The sequence below is a fragment of the Dyella sp. M7H15-1 genome (genome assembly GCF_004114615.1).
Taxonomy (GTDB): Bacteria; Pseudomonadota; Gammaproteobacteria; order Xanthomonadales; family Rhodanobacteraceae; genus Dyella_B.
Genome location: NZ_CP035300.1, coordinates 3293071 through 3312032 on the forward strand (window position 1 = coordinate 3293071; position 18962 = coordinate 3312032).

Sequence of the window (18962 nt, forward strand, 5' to 3'; positions counted from 1 at the left end):
CGCTGGTTGGTTTGTCAGCGGTTGGGGTTCTGTTTTTCCCGGGTCCCGGGTCCCGCATCCCGCGTCCCGTCACTCTCTTCAAACGTTTCATACGCACGCACGATCTTCGCCACCAGCGGATGGCGCACGACATCGCGCGAGGTGAAGAAGGTGAAGCTGATGCCATCCACGCCACGCAGCACTTCGACCGCGTGGCGCAGGCCCGAGCGCACGTGATGGGGTAGGTCGATCTGACTGACATCACCGGTAATCACAGCCACCGAGCCGAAACCAATGCGGGTAAGGAACATCTTCATCTGCTCGACCGTGGTGTTCTGCGCTTCGTCCAGAATCACGTAGGAATCATTAAGCGTGCGACCGCGCATATAGGCCAGCGGCGCAATCTCGATCACGTTGCGCTCGATCAGCTTGGCGACTTTTTCGAAGCCGAGCATTTCATAGAGCGCGTCATAGAGTGGACGTAGATAAGGATCGACTTTCTGCGACAGGTCGCCGGGCAGAAAGCCGAGCTTTTCGCCGGCTTCCACCGCTGGACGTACCAGCAGCAAACGCTGCACGCGGTTGGCTTCCAGTGCCTCCACCGCACTGGCGACGGCGAGATAGGTCTTGCCGGTACCTGCCGGGCCCACGCCAAAGTTGATGTCGTGCGTGGTGATGGCATGCAGGTAGCGCGCCTGATTCGGGCCGCGGCCCTTGATCGTGCCGCGTTTTACTTTGATGACGACTTCCTGTGCGCCTTCGGCTGCTTCTTCGGTGATGGCGTCAATGCCCGATTCGGCGAGTTGCAAATGGATCTTCGCGCCGTTGAGCGATTCGTTTTCGGTGGTTGCGTAGAGCGCCTTCAATACTTTCTCGCCGGCGCGCGTGGCGCCTTCTTCGCCAATCACCTGGAACAGATTGCCGCGATGGTCGATTTCCACACCCAGGCGCAGTTCCACCAAGCGCAGGTGTTCGTCGAACGGGCCGCAAAGGTTGGTGAGCCGGGCGTTGTCTTCGGGGTCTAGGGCGAAGTCGCGTTGGTTCAGACCGTTATTCATAAAGACGCTGAGTCCAGGCCCTTGCCGGGACGACGGGTACATGTGAGGTTCGTATCGGCATGTATTTATTCGAGATTAAGACGATAGAAGCGCGTATCAATTGACATGAAAAAAAAGTTGTCCGGCAACGATTCTTTCTCAACTAACGTAAAGCCATGCTTTTCATAGAACCGATGCGCGGCACGAAATTTTTCCGTCGTGCCGAGCAGGACGCTAAGCACGGCATGCCGTCTTGCCCAACCCATCGCGGTATCCAGCAGCTTCGCCGCAACCCCCCATTCCGCGCCACGGTATTTCGCAGCTACGAACATCTTGCGCAAGGCCACCATCCGCCCGCCGATATCCTTCAGCGCAATCGTGCCGACCACGACATCACCATCCAGCGCCGCCCAGAAGTTCCCCGTGCCTGATTGATAGAACGTCGGGATTTCCGACAGATCCGGTTGTTTTGCCAGATCGATGTCGAAACCGAATTCGTCGCGTTGGATCGCGACAATCAAGCCCGTCGCCGCCTCGAAGTGCTCCGCCTGGTACGGCATCACGCGGATGCGTAAACCCGGGTTCGCAGGGGTTGCGCTCATGCCGACTCGGGCCGCTTGGCTGTCCCAACTGCCAATCCGTCCACGCAGCGAGTTGGTCATCGCTTCGGTGATCACTACGTCCACGAACTGGCCTATCAGTCTTGTTGGGCCAGGGAAGTTCACATAGCGCATGTTTTCGGTGCGGCCGGTCAGCTCGTTCGGATTCTTTTTGCTTGGTTTTTCCACCAGCACACGCTGCACCGTGCCCACCATCGCTTCGTTGATTTTCTTTGCGTTGGCGTTGAGCACGGCTTGCAGGCGCGCGAGGCGTTCGCTCTTCACCTCGGCCGGCGTATCGTCTGCCAGGTTCGCTGCCGGCGTGCCCGGGCGCGAGGAGAAAATGAAGGAGAAGCTCTGATCGAAACCGATGTCGTCGATCAGTTTCATGGTCTTGGAGAAATCTTCTTCCGTCTCGCCGGGGAAGCCGACGATAAAGTCGGAGGAGATGCAGATATCCGGACGCACCGCGCGCAGCTTGCGGATCTTCTGCTTGAACTCCAGCGCTGTGTAGTCGCGTTTCATCGCAGTGAGGATGCGATCCGAACCTGCCTGCACCGGCAGGTGCAGGAAGTTGGCGAGTTGCGGCACGTTGGCATACGCCTCGATCAACGAGTCGGAGAATTCTAGCGGATGCGAGGTGGTGAAGCGGATGCGGCCGATGCCTTCGATCTGCGCGATGGCGTGGATCAGCACGGCCAGGTCCGCCGTGCCGCCATCGTGCGTGGGGCCGCGATAGGCGTTGACGTTTTGGCCCAACAGGATTACTTCGCGCACACCCTGGTCGGCGAGCTGCGCTACTTCCACGATCACATCGTCGAGCCGGCGGCTGATTTCCTCGCCGCGAGTGTAAGGCACCACGCAGTAGGAGCAGTACTTGGAACAGCCTTCCATGATCGACACGAAGGCGGTCGGACCTTCGGCGCGCGGTTCGGGCAGGCGGTCGAACTTTTCGATTTCGGGAAAGCTGATGTCCACCTGCGGCTTGCCGGTGGTGCGCTTGGCCTCGATCAGCTCGGGCAGGCGATGCAGAGTTTGCGGGCCGAACACTAGGTCCACGTACGGGGCGCGCTTGATGATCGCCTCGCCTTCCTGCGAGGCCACGCAGCCGCCCACGCCGATCAGTACCGGCTTGCCACCTTGCTTGTATTCCTTCCAGCGGCCCAATTGGCTGAAAACCTTTTCCTGCGCCTTTTCGCGGATCGAGCAGGTATTGATCAGAATCACATCTGCTTCTGACTCGTCCTGGGTCAATTCCAGGCCATGCGACGCCTTCAGCACGTCGGCCATCTTGGCCGAGTCGTACGCGTTCATCTGGCAGCCGTGGGTCTTGATGAAAAGCTTGCCGCTCATGGCGTTCAATACCGTGGAATCGAAGGTTGGGCGCAGGTTGCGCCGAACCGCACATCTTACTAGTCGAGTGGGCAGGGTGCCACTGACAGCGCCGGTGGATCAAGCACTTGCGGATCGGCTTTTCTCCCGGTCTCCTTTGGCGGGGGAGATATGTTCCGGCTCACGAAATCAGCTATTTAGGCTTGGCACGGGTGTGCCATCGGGGCACACTGCCGCCATGTTCGCTGCCGTACGCCAAGGGGGAGGCGCCGGCCCCCGGACAAACCGCCTCTCCGCGCTTTTGTCGACCCTGTTCCAGGTCGTATTCGGCTGTGCCTTTTTCTTGCTGTTGCTGAGTGTCTTGCCTACACATGCGGGCACCATGTACCGCTGTGTCGGTTCGCAAGGGGAGGCGGTTTTTACCAGTAGCACCGTCGGCTATCACGATTGCAAGTCACTGGGTTCGTACGCCAGCGCGCTGTCGTCTGCGGGCGCGCGGCGAGGTGGTGCGAAGAAGGAAGTAGCCTCGCTCGCGTGGGTCATGGGCTGGGCAGATACCACGGCGCAGCCGATGGCGCCGATCGTGGTGTCGCTGGATCGGATCGAAGGTGGGATGGAAACGTCTGCGCGGGTAGTGCAGGCTGCTTCGCCTTTGTCGGGTAAGCCGGGACAGTGGACGTATAACGAGTCGCGCGACAACGCCTTGTCCTCGACACCGGACGTGGCCAGCAGTGCCCAGGATTCTCCAGACAATCGCGTGCTGCGCGGTGCGGTCTATCGCGTCGTGCACAAAGACGGCAGCGTGGAGTACACCAACATCATGCCGGCCGGCAAGTTGGCCCGTAACGTCACGCGGCTCTTCAGCTACATGGCCACCTGCATGGCGTGCAACCTGCATTCGCCGATCAACTGGGGCACGGTGCATTTGGATCTGACCGACTATGCGGACGTGATCCACAACGCGAGCCTGGAATCGGGTGTGGATGAAGCGCTGATTCGCGCCATCATCCATGCCGAAAGCGCGTTCAATCCGCGTGCGATGTCGCTGAAAGGCGCACAGGGCCTGATGCAGTTGATGCCCGGTACGGCCAATGATATGGGTGTGCTAGACGCTTTCGATCCCGCGCAGAACATCCGCGGCGGCACGCGCTACCTCGGCTTGCTGATGAAAAACTTCAACGGCGATGTGCGGCTGGCCGCGGCGGCCTATAACGCAGGTCCAGCGGCCGTGCTGTACTACAACGGGGTGCCCCCGTATGCGGAAACCCAGGTCTACGTGCGGCGCGTGGATGAATTGCTGCAGCGGTACAACAAGGCCATGCATCCGCCGGCGTCGGCGAGTCTCTAATGGGGTGTCTCAGAAATAACCTTGAGAGTGTTGTAGACCCACTGCGTATTACTGATTCAGCATTGCCTTAACTCAAGCGTGGCGCTGATTTGCGTTTCACGCCGGTGCCGAGTGCTCCAATCAACACCAGCGTAAGCAGCACTTCGATCAGTGCGGGCACACGCTCCTGCGCCGAACTCCAGCTTTCCGCAATGCCGTGGCAGAAATAGAACAGACTCAGGATGCCCGTCCACAGCAGTGCGCGACGCACGTTGCAAATGGCAAAGAAAGGCAGCCATAACGGAACCACTGTTATCGCCAGCACCAGCCACACCGATATGTGCTGTGGTGGAAACAACCACGCATACCACGCGCATTGCAAAACGATTAGCCCTATCCATGCGGCAATGCCGACGCGGGACGTGGCGGATAGCGGTGCGCTCATGTGTTTGTTGCCAGTTTACGCGCGGTGTCCGCCAAGCGGCGGCCCAGCGCGCGAGCCAATTCGCGCTCATGTTCGCTGATGGCATTCTCACCTTTGGCGCCAGCGACATGACTGGCGCCGTAAGGGGTGCCGCCGCTGAGTGTGCTGGTCAGTGCCGGCTCGGTATAGGGAATGCCCAGCAACAGCATGCCGTGATGAAACAGCGGCAACGCCATGCTCAGCAGGGTGGACTCTTGACCGCCGTGCATGGTGCTGGTGGCGGTGAACACGGAGGCCGGCTTGCCGACCAGGGCGCCGCTGGCCCATTCGGCACCAGTGCTATCCAGAAAGTACTTCAGAGGGGCGGCCATATTGCCGAAGCGGGTCGGGCTGCCCAGAGCCAGGCCAACGCACTCGTGCAGATCCTGCTTGGTGACGTAAGGTGCGCCATCTTCGGGCTCGGGAGGCTGTGCGACTTCTGTCACGGGAGCTACCGGGGGAACCTGCCGCAAGCGTGCGCGCATGCCGGGGATTTCCTCCACGCCGCGGGCGATCAAGCGGGCCAGTTGGGCGGTATGGCCGCTACGGCTGTAGTAGAGAACCAGGATGTCGTTCATGCGCGCTTTGGTCATTCAGTGTCTATGGGATAGTGTAAGCGCGTTACCAGGGATGTTGGCACCATGAACCTGCGCTTTGACCGTGACCGTATGCTGACCTTCGGCCATTTTCTTTGGCAGCGCTTCCTCGATGACAAGTGCTTCGAGACGGCTGGCGCCCTTTCCTACACCACGCTGGTCTCGCTGGTGCCGCTCACCGTGGTGGTGCTGACCATGTTCGCGGCATTCCCGATGTTCGAGGACGCCCGCGACACGCTGATCAATTTCGTTTTCAGCAATTTTGTACCCGCAGCGGGCGAGACGGTGCAGAACGCGCTGATCGACTTTGCTTCCAACGCACGCAAACTCACCGGCATAAGCATCTTGGTGATGCTGTTCAGTGCCGTGTCGATGATGATCAGCATCGAGGATCGTCTCAATCGCATCTGGAACGTGCACATCCATCGCCCATGGGGGCCGCGCCTGCTGTTGTATTGGGCCGCGCTGACGTTGGGGCCGGTGCTGGTCGTGGGCGGCATTGCGCTGACGTCTTATGTGGCGGCGGTGCCGATGCTGCGTAGTGCGACGGAATCGCTGGGCATCGCTCAACAGTTGCTCAAGGCGATGCCTTTTGTGGTGACGTTCCTAACGTTGTGGCTGTTGTACACCACCGTGCCCAACCGCCGCGTCAACAAGAAGCATACGGCGATGGGCGCCGTGCTTGGCGCGCTGTTGTTCGAGATCGCGCGCTGGGGGTTTACCCACTACGTGCGGCATGCACAGAACTACCAGGAAATCTATGGCGCGTTGGCGATCATTCCGCTGTTATTGCTGTGGATCTATCTATCGTGGGTGATTGTGATTTTGTGTGCATCGATGGCGGCATCCGTGTCGGCGTTCGAATACCAAAAGCCGTGTGATGCCCTGCCGGAAGGTGCCGAGTTTCTTGGCCTGCTGGTGGTGTTGCGTCACTTTATTGATGCGCAGCGTGCCGGACGCAGTGTTGATCCCACGGTCATACGGGCTGCCGAACCCTGTCTGCGCAGCACGGCCATTGTCACTTATTTCGAGGATCTGTCGCGTGCCGGGTTGATCCAGCGCAACGAAACGGGCTACTGGCTGCTGACACGCAGCCTGGATTCCACGGATCTGCTGCATGTCTATCGGCACAACCGTTACCGCATGCCCTTGAATCCGGTCGAACAGGCGGCTTCCGCGGGCATCGAATTGCCATCCGAGTTGCTGTCGCTGCTAGCCAAGGTGGCCAATACGCTGCATGCGACCATGGGCACACATCTGGACAAGGTTTATCCTGTCAATGAGCCTGCCATGTCCAGGCGCCTCCTTTCACAAACCCAGGAATCGGAAACATGAAGTTGTTGGCATCCTCGTTGCTGCTAGCCGCATGCGTGTTGGCGGCCCCCGCCTTTGCCGCGATGCCCGTGCAGCCGTCGCTGAAAGTCACGACGCTGGACGGCAAGCCGTATAACATCGCCTCGCAACGTGGCCATTGGGTGATTGTGAATTTCTGGGCGACCTGGTGTGCACCATGCGTGAAGGAACTGCCGGATATTTCCCATTTCGTGGCGACGCATAAGAATGTCAAGGCGATCGGCATTGCGTATGACGATACGGATCCGGCGGACATTCGTGCCTTCCTGAAAAAGCATCCGGTAAGTTTTCCCGTGGCGCAGGTCACGATGGACAAGCCGCTGCAGGACTTCGATCAACCGCTGGGCCTGCCCACGACCTGGCTGATTGGCCCGGATGGCAAGGTGGCCAAGCACTTCATGGGGCCGATTACACCTGCTTCGCTGAGTACGGCCATCGGAAAATGACATGAGCGGCGTACGGTTCATCGTCAGCGGCCGGGTACAAGGGGTGTTCTTTCGCGCGAGTGCACGCAACGAAGCGCTCAGGCTGGGATTGAATGGCCATGTCCGCAATCTGGTTGATGGCCGGGTGGAGGTGGTGGCCTGTGGCCGGTCTGAAGCGGTGCATGAACTGGAGCAATGGTTATGGCAAGGCCCGCCGGCTGCACGAGTAGACGATGTGGTGCGCAGTGAATACCGGGAACCGATAGCGAACGGGTTTGCGGTGGGTTGATCGCGCAGTGCGCATGGCCCCTGACTTAGCGCATTGCGCGTTAGGCGATCACGGAATCAGGGGTGTGTTGGCTCAAATGAGCTTTTATGCACAAAAACGCGGAAAAAATGTGGAAAAGCCCCCAGACACCAGGGCTTTTTATGGCGTTGCAAAAGGGGCATGCCGCGGCGATCGGCGCCTACGGGGAACTACTGAAGCCATTACTCGAGGAAGCCCGAGCCCCGTTCCTCGTCACGCTCTTGTCACGCTGCGTGAAGCAAAAGATGCAAACGGTATGTCGGTGGCCTCGCTGAAGGGTCATGTCGAGGCAATCTGCCGTAGTCATGTCGCTTAATACGGCAAAAAAACAGAGCATGGCACGCTCCACCCTATGAATCCATAAACCAACCGTGGAATGAACACATGGAACGCATAAATCCTTCTAAGTTTTCCTTACCAAGCGATTCATCGAACTCGCAGGAACACGCCGTATACCAGGAAACGGTACAAGGCCACACTCGTAGGGACGTTAATGGTTCAGCCCTTGTCAAGGACCGCGCCATGGTGACTGCCAAGCAGGGCGCCGTGATCACGGCGCAAGACTATGCAACCGTGTGGGCAGAGTCAGGCTCAACGGTGAACGCCTCTGGTAGGGCCGTCGTACACGCGTATCGAGGTGCGACGGTTAATGCGCATGGCGGGCCCACCGTCACGGTGTATCGGCATTCACACGTCACGGTGGGTAGGGGAGCCACCGCGATACTCAACAACGATGTAGCGCTTGATGCGAAGAAAGGTGCTTTCGTGCAATTGCCCAATGGCGCCCTCGTGGTCGTCACCGGCGATACGCACTTAACACTAACGGGCCATATAATGACGGCGGACGGCGATACGGTTCGGGTGGATGCCCCGGGCGATGGCACGACGATAATCCACACGGTTAGCCACTCTCCCGAAAGCTTGCATGATGAAGCCGGCAACGTCGACTTAAACCATTTCGGTTCTGTCGAACAAGTCGCTCAGCCTGTAACTATTCAACCCCACCCCGACTTAGATCTACTCCCGCCGATGCCCCCGAAGCCACCAAGCACCTCCGCTCTCGCGAGCAAACTGCCGAATACGGTAGAGGGCTGCCATGAGCTGATCGGGGAACTGGTGCGTGAGTACCGAGTGCTGCGGGCGCGTGTGCGTGAGCTGGAAGAACAGCTCAAGCTCGACTCTCACACTTCATTCAAACCGCCCTCAAGCGATGGTCCAGGTGCGGACGGTCGTCGCCCCGGCAAAGCCTAAGAGCGAGCGTAAACCCGGTGTGTAACCGGGCCACAAGGGCAGCTGAAGGGTGACGCGACGGTTAGGCTACATCAGGACTGGTGAGGGTCCGGGCGAAGCGAGCGCTTCAGTTCTTGCGCATGTCGTTCTCGCACAAATCTTTGTTTTCGCGCCCTGGCCGCACCCTCACCCCAACCCCTCTCCAGAAGGGAGAGGGGTTCACGCCGTACTCACCCGGCCTGAGATCGAAAAAAGATGTGTGTCATCGGATGCTTTTAGCCACCAGCCAGCGATTTCAGTTCGTCGGCCTGATGTTCGCGGGTAAGGGTTCTGATCATCTCATCCAGGTCGCCCTGCATGATTTCCGACAGGCGGTGCAGGTCCAGGCCGATCCGATGGTCGGTCACCAGATTGTCCTTGTAGCGATACGTGCGGATCCGTTGGCTGCGATCGCCGGTGCCGACCTGCAAGCGGCGTGACTGGGCCTGTTCGGCGCGTTGCTTGGACTGTGCCTCGTCGAGCAGGCGTGCCTTGAGCAGGCTCATGGCACGAGCGCGATTCTTGTGCTGGCTACGTTCGTCCTGGCATTCCACCACGATGCCGCTGGGCAGGTGAGTGATGCGGATGGCCGAATCGGTCTTGTTGACGTGCTGGCCGCCAGCACCCGACGCACGGAAGGTGTCGATTTTCAGATCGGCCGGGGCAAGCTCGATTTCCCCGATCTCGTCCAGTTCGGGCAATACGGCCACGGTGGTGGTCGAGGTGTGCACGCGGCCTTGTGATTCAGTCAACGGCACGCGTTTCACGCAATGCACCCCCGATTCGAACTTCAGGCAGGAGAACGCGCCCTTGCCTTCGATGCGGGCGACGATTTCCTTGTAGCCGCCGTGCTCACCTGGGTTCTCGCTCAGCACTTCGACCTGCCAGCGCTGGCGCTCGGCGTAGCGGGTGTACATGCGGAACAGGTCGCCGGCGAAGATCGCTGCTTCGTCGCCACCAGAGCCAGCGCGCACTTCTAGGAACAGGTTGGCTTCGTCGTGCGGATCCTTAGGGATCAGCAGTAGCTGCAACTCGCTTTCCAGCTCGATAGCGCGTGCTTCCAAGCGAGCAATGTCATCTTCGACCATCTCGCGCAATTCCGGATCATCGAGCATGGCGCGGGCGTCGGCCAGCTCGCGTTCGATGCCGGTCTGCTCGCGCATGGCGTCGGCTACCGGTTCCAATTGTGCGTATTCGCGCGAAAGTTCGCGAAAGCGGGTGTTGTCGGCCAGGACTTCTTCCTGGCTGAGCAGCAGGCCGATTTCTTCGTGGCGTTCGGCAATGACTTCGAGTTTGCGGCGGATGGAAGGTGTCATGGATGGGCAGGAGACAAGGGGCTAGCGACGGATGGATGAAAAACGGATGGATGAAAAACGTGCGGACGCGGCAACCAGCCGCCCTCGCTACTCGTCACTCGTCTTTATTTTCTTGTCTTCGTCCAGCCCGTAGAGCCGTCCTGCCGCATGCAGCAGGTCGTGATCACCGCTGAGTGTCGCTTCGCGCAGACGTGCGCTGGGATGGTGCAGCAGCTTGTTGGTCAGTGTATTGGCCAGGAACGACAGTGCTTCGTCCGCGGATTTGCCGCGGGCTAGCATGGTGCGTGCCTTCTCCAGCACCTGGTCGCGATAGGTTTCGGCGTGCTGGCGAAGGTCCAGTGCCGGGTTTTTCACCGTGAGCACGCGACGCCAGGCCATGTGGCGTTCGACTTGCAGGTCGATGATCGCGTTGGCTTCGCGTGCCGCGTGCTCGCGTGAGCGGCGGTTGTCGTCGATCACCTGCCGCAGGTCGTCGATGCCGTAGAGATAGACGTCGTCGAGTTCGCCCACGGCCGGTTCGATATCGCGCGGTACGGCAATGTCGACCATGAACATCGGCTTGCGGCGACGGGTGGCGATGGCCTTTTCCACCATCGCGCGGGTCAGTACCGGCTGGCGTGCGGTAGTGGAGGCGATCACGATGTCCGCTTCGGCCAGATGCCGCGGAAGATCGTGCAGGGCAATGGCGTAACCGCCGTGACGGCTTGCCAGCTCCTGTGCATTCTCCAGCGTGCGGTTGGCGACGATCAGGCAGCGCACCTGTTTTTCCGCCAGGTGGCGTACCACCAGCTCGATGGTGTCGCCGGCTCCGATCAGCAGTACACAAGCCTGACGCAGGTCGGTGAACACCCGTTCGGCCAGGCGTACGGCAGTAAAAGCAACCGATACCGTATGCGCGCCGATGCGGGTGTCGGTACGTACCCGCTTGGCCACGGCAAAGGTATGTTGCAGCAGGCGGTCCATGGGCGTTTTGAGTGCGTTTGCTTCACGAGCCTGCTGGTAGGCGTCCTTCACCTGGCCGAGAATCTGCGGCTCGCCGATCACCATCGAATCCAGCCCGGTGGCAACCCGAAACATATGCCTCACAGCCGCTTCGTCATCATGCCGGTAAAGGAACTCGTCAAGCTTGCCAGGAGTCAGACGATGGTGACGATTGAGCCATTCCTGCGGAACGTTTTCCGCGCCGGTCGTGACGCTTACGTAAAGCTCGGTGCGATTGCAGGTGGAGAGGATCATTGCTTCATCGACGCCGGGCTCGTGCGCCAGTTCGCGCAGCGCCGCGGTGGTCGCATCTTCGTCGAACGCCACCTGCTCGCGCAGGCTGACCGGCGCTGTGAGATGGTTGAGCCCGAGGGCGATCAGCTTCATGGCGTAATGAGATGGAGGGCGATGGGCGTTGGCCAGCGTAGACTAGGCATGGCCGGATATGACCGGAACCGACAGAAGACGTGGAGGAATAGTGTGCTGAGCGGAGCGGTCAAGTTCAAGCAAGTGCGGCAGTATGTGGCGGTAGGGTTAGTCGCGCTTGGCGTGGCCGGATGCGCCGCAATACCCGATCGGGCCGGTGTCAACGCGAAGGCATCGCCGCAGCCGCTCGCGCGGATGACAGTGGCCAAGCCAGACCCGGATCACGATCTGCTGACCCAGCTCATGGCCGGTGAATTGGCGTTGTCGGGGGCGGATCTCAAGACGGCCTCGCAGGCTTATGGCAAGGCCATGATGATTTCCAGTGATCCGGAAGTGGCCGGCAAGGCAGCCGCTCTGGCCATCGCGATCCATGACCCGGATGCCGCGCGGAACGCCATCGGTCGCTGGCAAGTCTTGGGGGCGAAACCGGCACAATTGGCTCAGGCACGCGCCGAGCTGGCGGTGGAGCAGGGGCAGACGGAAGAGGCCGAGCGTCAGCTCTCGCTGTTGCTGGCCAGTGGTGACAAGGACGCTTGGCACATGTTCGGACGCGTGCTGGTCGGTAGCCGTGATGCCGCCTTGGCCTCCAGCCTCCTGCAATCGCTGGCCACCCCCGACAAACTGCCGTCGGACCCCAAGGCCTGGCTGGCGATGAGCGAACTTGGCGAACAACTTGGCCGCCATACCTATGCCCAGCAGATTGCCGATGGCGCGTTGAAGCGCTTTGGCACCGCCGAGACCTATACCTGGGCCGCCCAGCTCAAGCTCAACCATGGCGATCGCACGGGCAGCCTGAGCCTGCTGAAGCAGGCTCAGGTGAAAGATCCCAGCAACATTGGCTTGCGCCTGACTTATGCATCCCTGCTTGGACAAAGCGGGCAGTACGCCCAGGCCACAAAGCTGTTGGAGAAGGGGCCGCAGAATGCGCAGACCTATGCCATGCGCGCGGCACTTGCCGCCAGTGCCAAGAACAACAAGTCACTCGAGCAGGTCTACAAGCAACTGTCGCAGGCGCCGGAAGATGTGCGTACGGCCAGTGCGTACCTGCTTGGGCAGTTGGCCGAAGTGCTTGATCGCAAGGAAGAGGCGCTGAAGTGGTACGACCAGGTGCCGGACGACGACGATCATGCATTCGATGCCGATTTGCGTACCGCGATCCTGCTGCAGGACCTGGGGCGCAGTGCCGAAGCGCATCAACAATTGGCCGAGATGCAGACCGATTACCTGGATCAACCGGCGCAGCTTCGTCGTGCTTATGAAGTGGATGCGGATTTGTATATGCGCGACAAGCGTTACGCGGAAGCCGCTGACGCTTACAGCCACGCCTTGCAGGTCGCACCGGATGACCCGGATCTCTTGTACGGACGTGGCTTGGCCTATGCCGAAATCGGCAAGATCGATCAGGCGGTAGCTGACTTTCGCCGCTTGCTGCAAATCAAGCCGGACGATATCGATGCCACTAATGCACTTGGTTTTACGCTGGCTGACGCGGGACGTGATCTGCCAGAAGCGGAAAAGCTGATCGCCACTGCACGTGCCGCGAAACCCAACGATCCTTCGATTGCCGATTCCTGGGGTTGGATGCAATACCGGCTGGGTCATCTCGACGAAGCGGCGCAGGTGTTGCGCGGCGCCTGGCAATCCGGCAAGGATGCGGACGTTGGTGTGCATCTGGGTGAAGTGCTGTGGAAGCAGGGGCAGCATGAGCAGGCACAGCAAGTGTTCGATGAAGTGCGCCGCATGGATCCACATAACAACAGCCTGCAAGAAACCTTGAAGCGTCTTCGCCCATGAAATCATCTTTTCGTTTTCTCGCAGCGCTAGCTCCGCTGCTGTTGGCTGCTTGCGCCCCCCAGCAACTCGTGCGCAACAAAGGCGATGCCGCTTCGCTGGCGCAGCAAGTTGCGCGTGAGCAGCAACTGGCCAATGCCAATCACTGGACACTGCAAGGGCGGATTTCCATCACCAATGGCAAGGACGGCGGCCCTGGCTCGCTGACCTGGACACAGGATGGGGATCACTACGAATTTACCTTCCGCACGCCGATCATCGGCAAGAGCTTCCGTCTTACCGGTGGTCCGGATAACGCCTTGCTGGAAGGCCTGGATGGTGGTCCGTTGCAGGGTCCTAATGCGGAGGCGCTGATGCGCCATGCGTTGGGTTGGGATGTGCCGCTGGATGAGTTGCGGGCATGGGTGTTGGGGGTGCGCATGCCAGGAACGAATGCCGAGCTGAGCTTTGGTAACGACAAATTGCCGTCATTGCTGCAGCAGGATGGCTGGGCGATCAGCTATCCCGTCTGGGACAACGCGCGCCAGCCGCCGTTGCCAACCAAAGTGTTTGCTGAGAAACCACCTTACTCCGTCAAGTTGATGATCAGCACCTGGACAATCCAATAGGCTGCGTTGCCCATGTCATTCCGTATCGAGCGTGCCAACACAGCGCATGTCCAGGCGATTTGCACCATCGAGCGCACCGCTATCGAGCTGTTTCGCGAACACCGGGCGTGGCCTTTTTACTCGGTCGTTTCGATTCCGCCGGAGCAGCTAGAAGAAGCGATTCAGCAAGGTCTCGTTTGGGTCGCTTTGCCAGACGATAGAGACGAGCCCGTGGGTTTTGTATGGCTCGATACCGAGCAAGGCAGCGAAGTCGCCGGAATTGCCGAAATCGATGTGCTGCCCGAATACAGTCGGCGAGGCATGGGGGCTGCATTGCTGGAGCACGCCTGTGATTGGGCCAGATCGGCGGGCTATCGCAGAGTCGATCTTGGCACGCTGGCGGATGTGCCCTGGAATGCGCCTTTTTATGCCAAACACGGCTTTGTCGTCGTGGACAAGAACGATCCTGCGTTTGCTTATGCGCGCGCGCGGGATCGCGAAAACGGCTTTCCCGACACGCTGCGCGTCTTCATGTCGCGCACTTTAAGGCAGCGCTGAATCACATCTGGTGTTGCGATCTGGAGATCAATGCTCTGACTGATCTTGCCCGGCATCTGGATTCGGATGTGTCGATCTTCGTGCGTGGCCGTTCCGCATGGGTGACTGGCGCGGGCGAGCGCAGCAAGCCCATCAAGCTGCCGCGCCGCTGGTATGTGGTGCTGGATTCGCGCGAAAACGTACGAATCGATGAATTATTTCAAGCAACTGAATTGACACGCATTGCGCCCCCCGCCACAATTTCATCCTTTGCTTCCGGCGAAACGTTGGAGAACGTGTTCGAGCCAGTTGCTCGCACGCGTTACCCTCGGGTTGCTGCGGCATTGGATTGGCTCGGAAGCCACTACCACGCGCGGCTTTCCGGTAGCGGTGGTTGTGTTTTTCTCGAAACGGCAACGTCCGAACGGGCTGAAGCAGTCACCGGGTGCTGTCCGGCAACGTTCGCGGCCTCGGTGGCCGAGGGCGTCGGGTTGCACCATTGCATCGGGTGCTCGCACGTCACGTTGCGGTGGGTTAGCCGGCCGCTGGGGAGCAGACTACAAAACTGAGTAACACTGGGGCGTCGCCAAGCTGGTTAAGGCACGGGATTTTGATTCCCGCATGCGTAGGTTCGAATCCTACCGCCCCAGCCATATAAAACAGGGTTTTTGACCCCTGTTTGCGCAATCCATGGATGGATTGCCGCGAATCACGCACGACAGTGCGTGATAAAGCGGAGCTTGGTTCGGACATGCGTCAAACCAGGTGAGTTGAAAAAGCGCAGAAAAGCGCTTTTTCAACGATCAGCTAACTCAATGGCCTGATTTCTGAGGAAACAACCGTGGATACGTCCAGCCCGATGCTGTTTGCCGGCAACGCTCACCGTGCCTTGGCTGAAGATGTCGCTCATCGACTGGGGGTGCCGCTGGGCAAGGCGCTCGTCGGCAAGTTCAGCGACGGTGAAGTGCAGATCGAGATCGAAGAGAATGTTCGTCGGCAGGAAGTGTTCGTGCTGCAGCCTACGGGGGCACCGAGCGCCGAGAATCTGTTCGAGCTGCTGACCCTGGTCGATGCGCTCAAGCGTGCTTCCGCCGCCAGTGTTACCGCGGTCATTCCCTATTTCGGCTACGCCCGCCAGGATCGCCGTCCACGCTCGGCTCGCGTGCCGATCACCGCCAAGCTGGTCGCCCGCCTGATCGGCACGGCCGGTGTGGACCGCGTGCTGACAGTGGATCTGCACGCTGACCAGATCCAGGGCTTCTTCGATGTGCCGGTGGACAACGTCTACGCCTCGCCGATCCTGTTGGCCGACATCTGGCGCAGCTACAGCATGGACGACCTGATCGTGGTCAGTCCGGACGTAGGCGGCGTGGTCCGCGCCCGCGCCATCGCCAAGCGCCTGGACGACGCCGACCTGGCCATCATCGACAAGCGCCGTCCCAAGGCCAACGTGGCCACCGTGATGAACATCATCGGCGATGTCGAAGGCAAGACTTGCGTGATGGTGGACGATATCGTCGATACCGCCGGCACCTTGTGTGCCGCTGCGGCCGCCTTGAAGGAGCGTGGCGCCCGCAAGGTGGTTGCCTATTGCGTGCACCCGGTGCTGTCTGGCGCGGCGATCCGCAATATCGAAGGTTCCCAGCTCGACCAGCTCGTAGTGACCAATACGCTGCCGCTGCGTGAGGACGCTAAGGGCTGCGCCAAGATCCGTCAGCTTTCGGTGGCCGAGCTACTGGCCGAGACGATCCGCCGTATTGCCTTTGGTGAGTCGGTCAGTTCGCTCTACATCGACTAAGTCTCTGCTTTTCCTCCTCCCCTCCCGGGAGAGGGAGCAAGAGTGTTTGATTTTCTGTATACTTGCAAGCTTTTCCGTCCGCTTAGGACGGGCAATTCGGCTCCTCTGGTCGCGGGGGAGTCAGTCCAGTCGCCGCGAGGCGGCTTCTCAAAACCTAAGGCAATACTGACATGGCTAAGACTCATGAGATTCTGGCTCAGAGCCGCAAGGACGAGGGGAAAGGTGCGAGCCGCCGCCTGCGTCGCGCGGCTTTTGTACCGGCCGTTGTTTACGGTGCGGGCCAGCCCGCAGAAAGCATCCAGGTCGAGCACAACACCATTCTGCTCGCCGCTCGCAACGAGTGGTTCTTCTCCTCGGTGCTCGACTTGAACGTCGACGGTAAGGTACAGAAGGTGCTGGTGCGTGACTGGCAGAAGCATCCGTTCAAGCAGCAGATGCTGCACATGGACTTTCTGCGCATCAACGAGAACGAAGCCGTTCGCGTGAATGTGCCGATCCACTTCCTGAACGAAGACAAGTCCCCGGCTGGCAAGACCGCTGGCGTGGTCATCTCGCACAACCTCAACGAAGTGGAAGTGTCCTGTTTGCCGAAGGACCTGCCGGAGTTTATTGAACTCGACTTGGCCGATCTCAAGCCCGGCGACATCGTTCACTTGGCGCAACTCAAGCTGCCGGCCAATGTCGATATCCTGTCCCTGCACCTGGGCGCCGATCACGACGTGGCCGTGGTTACCGCTGCGTTCGTGCAGGAAGAAGTCGACGAAGCCCCGACAGCCGAAGGCGAAGGCGAAGCCAAGCCGGCCGGCGACGTTGCCAAGAAATAAGCCGCTTCTTGCCTCCTCTCCCTTAAGGAAAAGCACGCTTTTCTCCCTCTCCCCGGGGGGGGTGAGGTGAGGGGCCAATCTTGTGGCAAGGTGAGCGACCCTACACATGGCAGGTCTACGACTCATCGTCGGACTGGGCAATCCCGGTACCGAATACCTCCGAACCCGGCACAACGCCGGGTTCTGGTTTGTTGACGCCCTGGCGTCAGGGCAGGGTGAGCGCTTCGGCTTCGACGGTAAGTTGCACGGTGAAACCTGCAAAATACGCATCGGCGGCCAGCCGATGTGGCTGCTGAAGCCCGCCACCTTCATGAATAAAAGCGGCATCGCCGTCGCCTCGGCGCTGCGCTACTACAAAATCGAGCCCGAAGAATGCTTGGTCGCACATGATGATTTGGATCTTGCCGCCGGCATCGTGCGCCTGAAATTCGATGGCGGCCATGGAGGCCAGAACGGTCTGCGGGACATCATGGCTCATCTCGGACATGGCAAATTCCATCGCCTGCGCGTTGGTATCGGTCATCCGGGTCACCGCGATCAGGTGACGCCGTGGGTACTGGGCCGCCCCTCTGCCAAAGATGAGGACGCCATCGTCGATGGCGTCAGCCGCGCGCTGGGTGTGCTGACGCTGGCGGTTGATGGGCAGTTCGACAAGGCGATGCAGCAGCTTCATACAAGCGAGACCCGGGACCCGGGACCCGGGACCCGGTAATAGCTGTTGCATCTTCACTATCTCGTAATCTTTCAAATCATTTGGATTTACCCCACACATGAATCAGCGCGCCGCTCTTCCGAGTCCCAAGTCCAGAGTCCCGAGTCCCGCAGCAAAAGCAGGGGCACGCCATGGGCATTAAGTGCGGCATCGTCGGACTGCCTAACGTCGGCAAGTCCACCCTGTTCAACGCGCTCACCAAGGCAGGCATCGCCGCCGCCAACTTCCCGTTCTGCACCATCGAGCCGAACGTGGGCGTGGTGCCGGTGCCCGATCCGCGCCTGCAAGCGCTGTCGGATATCGTCAATCCGCAGAAAGTGATTCCCACCGCGGTGGAATTCGTCGATATCGCCGGACTCGTCGCTGGCGCCTCGAAGGGTGAAGGCCTGGGCAACAAGTTCCTGGCGCACATCCGCGAAGTGGATGCCATCGCGCACGTGGTGCGCTGCTTCGAACACAGCGACATCGTGCATGTGGCCGGCAAGGTCGATCCCATCGCCGATATCGAAACCATCGACACCGAGCTGGCCCTGGCCGACCTCGATTCCGTCGAAAAAGCACTCAACCGCGCCGAGCGCGCCGCCAAGGCCAACGACAAGGAGGCACTGGCCAAAAAGCCCGTGCTGCAAAAACTTGCCGCCGGCCTCAACGAAGGCAAGATCGCACGTAGCCTCGGCCTGGATGAGGAAGAAAAGGCACTGGTGCGCGACCTGTTCCTGCTCACCTTGAAGCCTTTGATGTACATCGCCAACGTGCGCGAAGACGGCTTCGAAAACAATCCGCATCTCGACGCCGTGCATGCGCGGGCAGCGGCCGAAGGTGCCGAAGTGGTGCCAGTCTGCGCCGCCATCGAAGAAGAGTTGTCACAGCTTGACGACGCTGACCGCGACGAATTGCTCAAGGATTTCGGTCTGGAAGAACCCGGCCTCAACCGCGTCATCCGCGCTGGCTACAAACTACTCAACCTGCAAACCTATTTCACCGCCGGCGTGAAAGAAGTGCGCGCCTGGACCATCAAGCGCGGCTTCACCGCACCGCAAGCCGCCGGCGTGATCCACACCGATTTCGAGCGTGGTTTTATCCGCGCCGAAACCGTGAGCTATGACGATTTCATCCAGTACAAGGGTGAATCCGGCGCCGCCGCGGCGGGCAAGTTGCGCAAGGAAGGCAAGGATTACGTTGTGAAGGATGGCGACGTGCTGCACTTTCTGTTCAATGTTTGAGAGGTTTCACGCGGGGGCTTGCTCTTCTTAGGTCTGGGCTAAGCAAAAGGGGCGATGCCGAAAGGCCGCCTCTTGTCGCC

At 60.0% G+C, this 18962-nt stretch carries 19 protein-coding genes, 1 tRNA gene and 1 pseudogene; 14 read left to right on the top strand and 7 right to left on the bottom strand.

The genetic code is table 11. The features are described 5' to 3' along the window. Nucleotides 1–14: 14 nt before the first annotated feature. The 3 genes and pseudogenes from EO087_RS15100 to miaB form a co-directional block, all read right to left on the bottom strand. Nucleotides 15–1037 carry a PhoH family protein gene (locus EO087_RS15100; RefSeq protein ID WP_128899587.1) on the bottom strand — a complete coding sequence of 341 codons (1023 nt, stop codon included), beginning with the start codon at nucleotides 1035–1037 and terminating at the stop codon, nucleotides 15–17. Nucleotides 1038–1102: 65 nt separating this feature from the next. Next, nucleotides 1103–1678: a GNAT family N-acetyltransferase gene (locus EO087_RS16845; RefSeq protein ID WP_343133218.1), complete on the bottom strand. Its 576-nt coding sequence runs from the start codon at nucleotides 1676–1678 to the stop codon at nucleotides 1103–1105. Beyond that, a pseudogene (miaB, locus tag EO087_RS15105) lies at nucleotides 1652–2968 on the bottom strand (tRNA (N6-isopentenyl adenosine(37)-C2)-methylthiotransferase MiaB); the annotation flags it as partial. The gene EO087_RS16845 and the pseudogene miaB, both read right to left, overlap by 27 nt. A gap of 340 nt (nucleotides 2969–3308) precedes the next feature. On the opposite strand from miaB, the gene EO087_RS15110 reads away from it, so the two are divergent. Further along, nucleotides 3309–4295, top strand: coding sequence for a lytic transglycosylase domain-containing protein (locus EO087_RS15110; protein WP_240669070.1), 987 nt, complete (start codon nucleotides 3309–3311; stop codon nucleotides 4293–4295). Nucleotides 4296–4362: 67 nt separating this feature from the next. On the opposite strand, the gene EO087_RS15115 is transcribed toward EO087_RS15110, so the two are convergent. Further along, on the bottom strand, nucleotides 4363–4719 hold the full coding sequence (locus EO087_RS15115) for a DUF2069 domain-containing protein (RefSeq protein ID WP_128899590.1): 357 nt from the start codon (nucleotides 4717–4719) through the stop codon (nucleotides 4363–4365). After that, entirely contained in the window at nucleotides 4716–5315 is a 600-nt protein-coding gene (wrbA, locus tag EO087_RS15120) for an NAD(P)H:quinone oxidoreductase (RefSeq protein ID WP_128899591.1), read from the bottom strand. The genes EO087_RS15115 and wrbA overlap by 4 nt, the downstream gene beginning before the upstream one ends. 63 nt (nucleotides 5316–5378) lie before the next feature. Here wrbA and EO087_RS15125 point away from each other — a divergent pair, with 63 nt between their 5' ends. The 4 genes from EO087_RS15125 (at nucleotide 5379) to EO087_RS15140 (ending at nucleotide 8669) form a co-directional block, all read left to right on the top strand. Beyond that, nucleotides 5379–6668, top strand: a complete 1290-nt coding sequence (locus tag EO087_RS15125) for a YihY family inner membrane protein (protein ID WP_128899592.1) — start codon at nucleotides 5379–5381, stop codon at nucleotides 6666–6668. Further along, on the top strand, nucleotides 6665–7132 hold the full coding sequence (locus tag EO087_RS15130) for a TlpA disulfide reductase family protein (protein WP_128899593.1): 468 nt from the start codon (nucleotides 6665–6667) through the stop codon (nucleotides 7130–7132). The genes EO087_RS15125 and EO087_RS15130 overlap by 4 nt, the downstream gene beginning before the upstream one ends. A gap of 1 nt (nucleotide 7133) precedes the next feature. After that, nucleotides 7134–7400: an acylphosphatase gene (locus EO087_RS15135; RefSeq protein ID WP_128899594.1), complete on the top strand. Its 267-nt coding sequence runs from the start codon at nucleotides 7134–7136 to the stop codon at nucleotides 7398–7400. Between the two features lie 540 nt (nucleotides 7401–7940). Further along, nucleotides 7941–8669: a DUF6444 domain-containing protein gene (locus tag EO087_RS15140; protein WP_128899595.1), complete on the top strand. Its 729-nt coding sequence runs from the start codon at nucleotides 7941–7943 to the stop codon at nucleotides 8667–8669. Between the two features lie 254 nt (nucleotides 8670–8923). Here EO087_RS15140 and prfA read toward each other — a convergent pair whose 3' ends face one another. Both prfA and hemA read right to left on the bottom strand, forming a co-directional pair. After that, entirely contained in the window at nucleotides 8924–10003 is a 1080-nt protein-coding gene (gene prfA, locus EO087_RS15145; RefSeq protein ID WP_128899596.1) for a peptide chain release factor 1, read from the bottom strand. 87 nt (nucleotides 10004–10090) lie between these two features. Continuing rightward, entirely contained in the window at nucleotides 10091–11371 is a 1281-nt protein-coding gene (hemA, locus tag EO087_RS15150; protein WP_128899597.1) for a glutamyl-tRNA reductase, read from the bottom strand. A 93-nt stretch (nucleotides 11372–11464) separates the two neighbouring features. Here hemA and EO087_RS15155 point away from each other — a divergent pair, with 93 nt between their 5' ends. The 9 genes from EO087_RS15155 to ychF all read left to right on the top strand — a co-directional run bounded on the left by EO087_RS15155 (nucleotide 11465) and on the right by ychF (nucleotide 18882). Beyond that, entirely contained in the window at nucleotides 11465–13204 is a 1740-nt protein-coding gene (locus tag EO087_RS15155; protein ID WP_240669071.1) for a tetratricopeptide repeat protein, read from the top strand. Then, entirely contained in the window at nucleotides 13201–13809 is a 609-nt protein-coding gene (gene lolB, locus EO087_RS15160; RefSeq protein WP_128899599.1) for a lipoprotein insertase outer membrane protein LolB, read from the top strand. Before EO087_RS15155 ends, lolB begins: the two co-directional genes overlap by 4 nt. Nucleotides 13810–13821: 12 nt before the next feature. Then, entirely contained in the window at nucleotides 13822–14346 is a 525-nt protein-coding gene (locus tag EO087_RS16850; protein WP_240669072.1) for a GNAT family N-acetyltransferase, read from the top strand. Between the two features lie 68 nt (nucleotides 14347–14414). Further along, nucleotides 14415–14894: a hypothetical protein gene (locus tag EO087_RS16855; RefSeq protein ID WP_240669073.1), complete on the top strand. Its 480-nt coding sequence runs from the start codon at nucleotides 14415–14417 to the stop codon at nucleotides 14892–14894. A gap of 7 nt (nucleotides 14895–14901) precedes the next feature. Then, nucleotides 14902–14978, top strand: a tRNA-Gln gene (locus tag EO087_RS15170). Between the two features lie 206 nt (nucleotides 14979–15184). Further along, nucleotides 15185–16123, top strand: coding sequence for a ribose-phosphate diphosphokinase (locus EO087_RS15175; protein ID WP_128899985.1), 939 nt, complete (start codon nucleotides 15185–15187; stop codon nucleotides 16121–16123). A 170-nt stretch (nucleotides 16124–16293) separates the two neighbouring features. Continuing rightward, on the top strand, nucleotides 16294–16947 hold the full coding sequence (locus EO087_RS15180; protein ID WP_128899600.1) for a 50S ribosomal protein L25/general stress protein Ctc: 654 nt from the start codon (nucleotides 16294–16296) through the stop codon (nucleotides 16945–16947). Nucleotides 16948–17053: 106 nt separating this feature from the next. Further along, complete coding sequence (pth, locus tag EO087_RS15185; RefSeq protein ID WP_128899601.1) at nucleotides 17054–17659, top strand: aminoacyl-tRNA hydrolase; 606 nt, start codon at nucleotides 17054–17056, stop codon at nucleotides 17657–17659. 131 nt (nucleotides 17660–17790) lie between these two features. Then, nucleotides 17791–18882, top strand: coding sequence for a redox-regulated ATPase YchF (ychF, locus tag EO087_RS15190; protein WP_128899602.1), 1092 nt, complete (start codon nucleotides 17791–17793; stop codon nucleotides 18880–18882). Nucleotides 18883–18962: the final 80 nt, after the last annotated feature.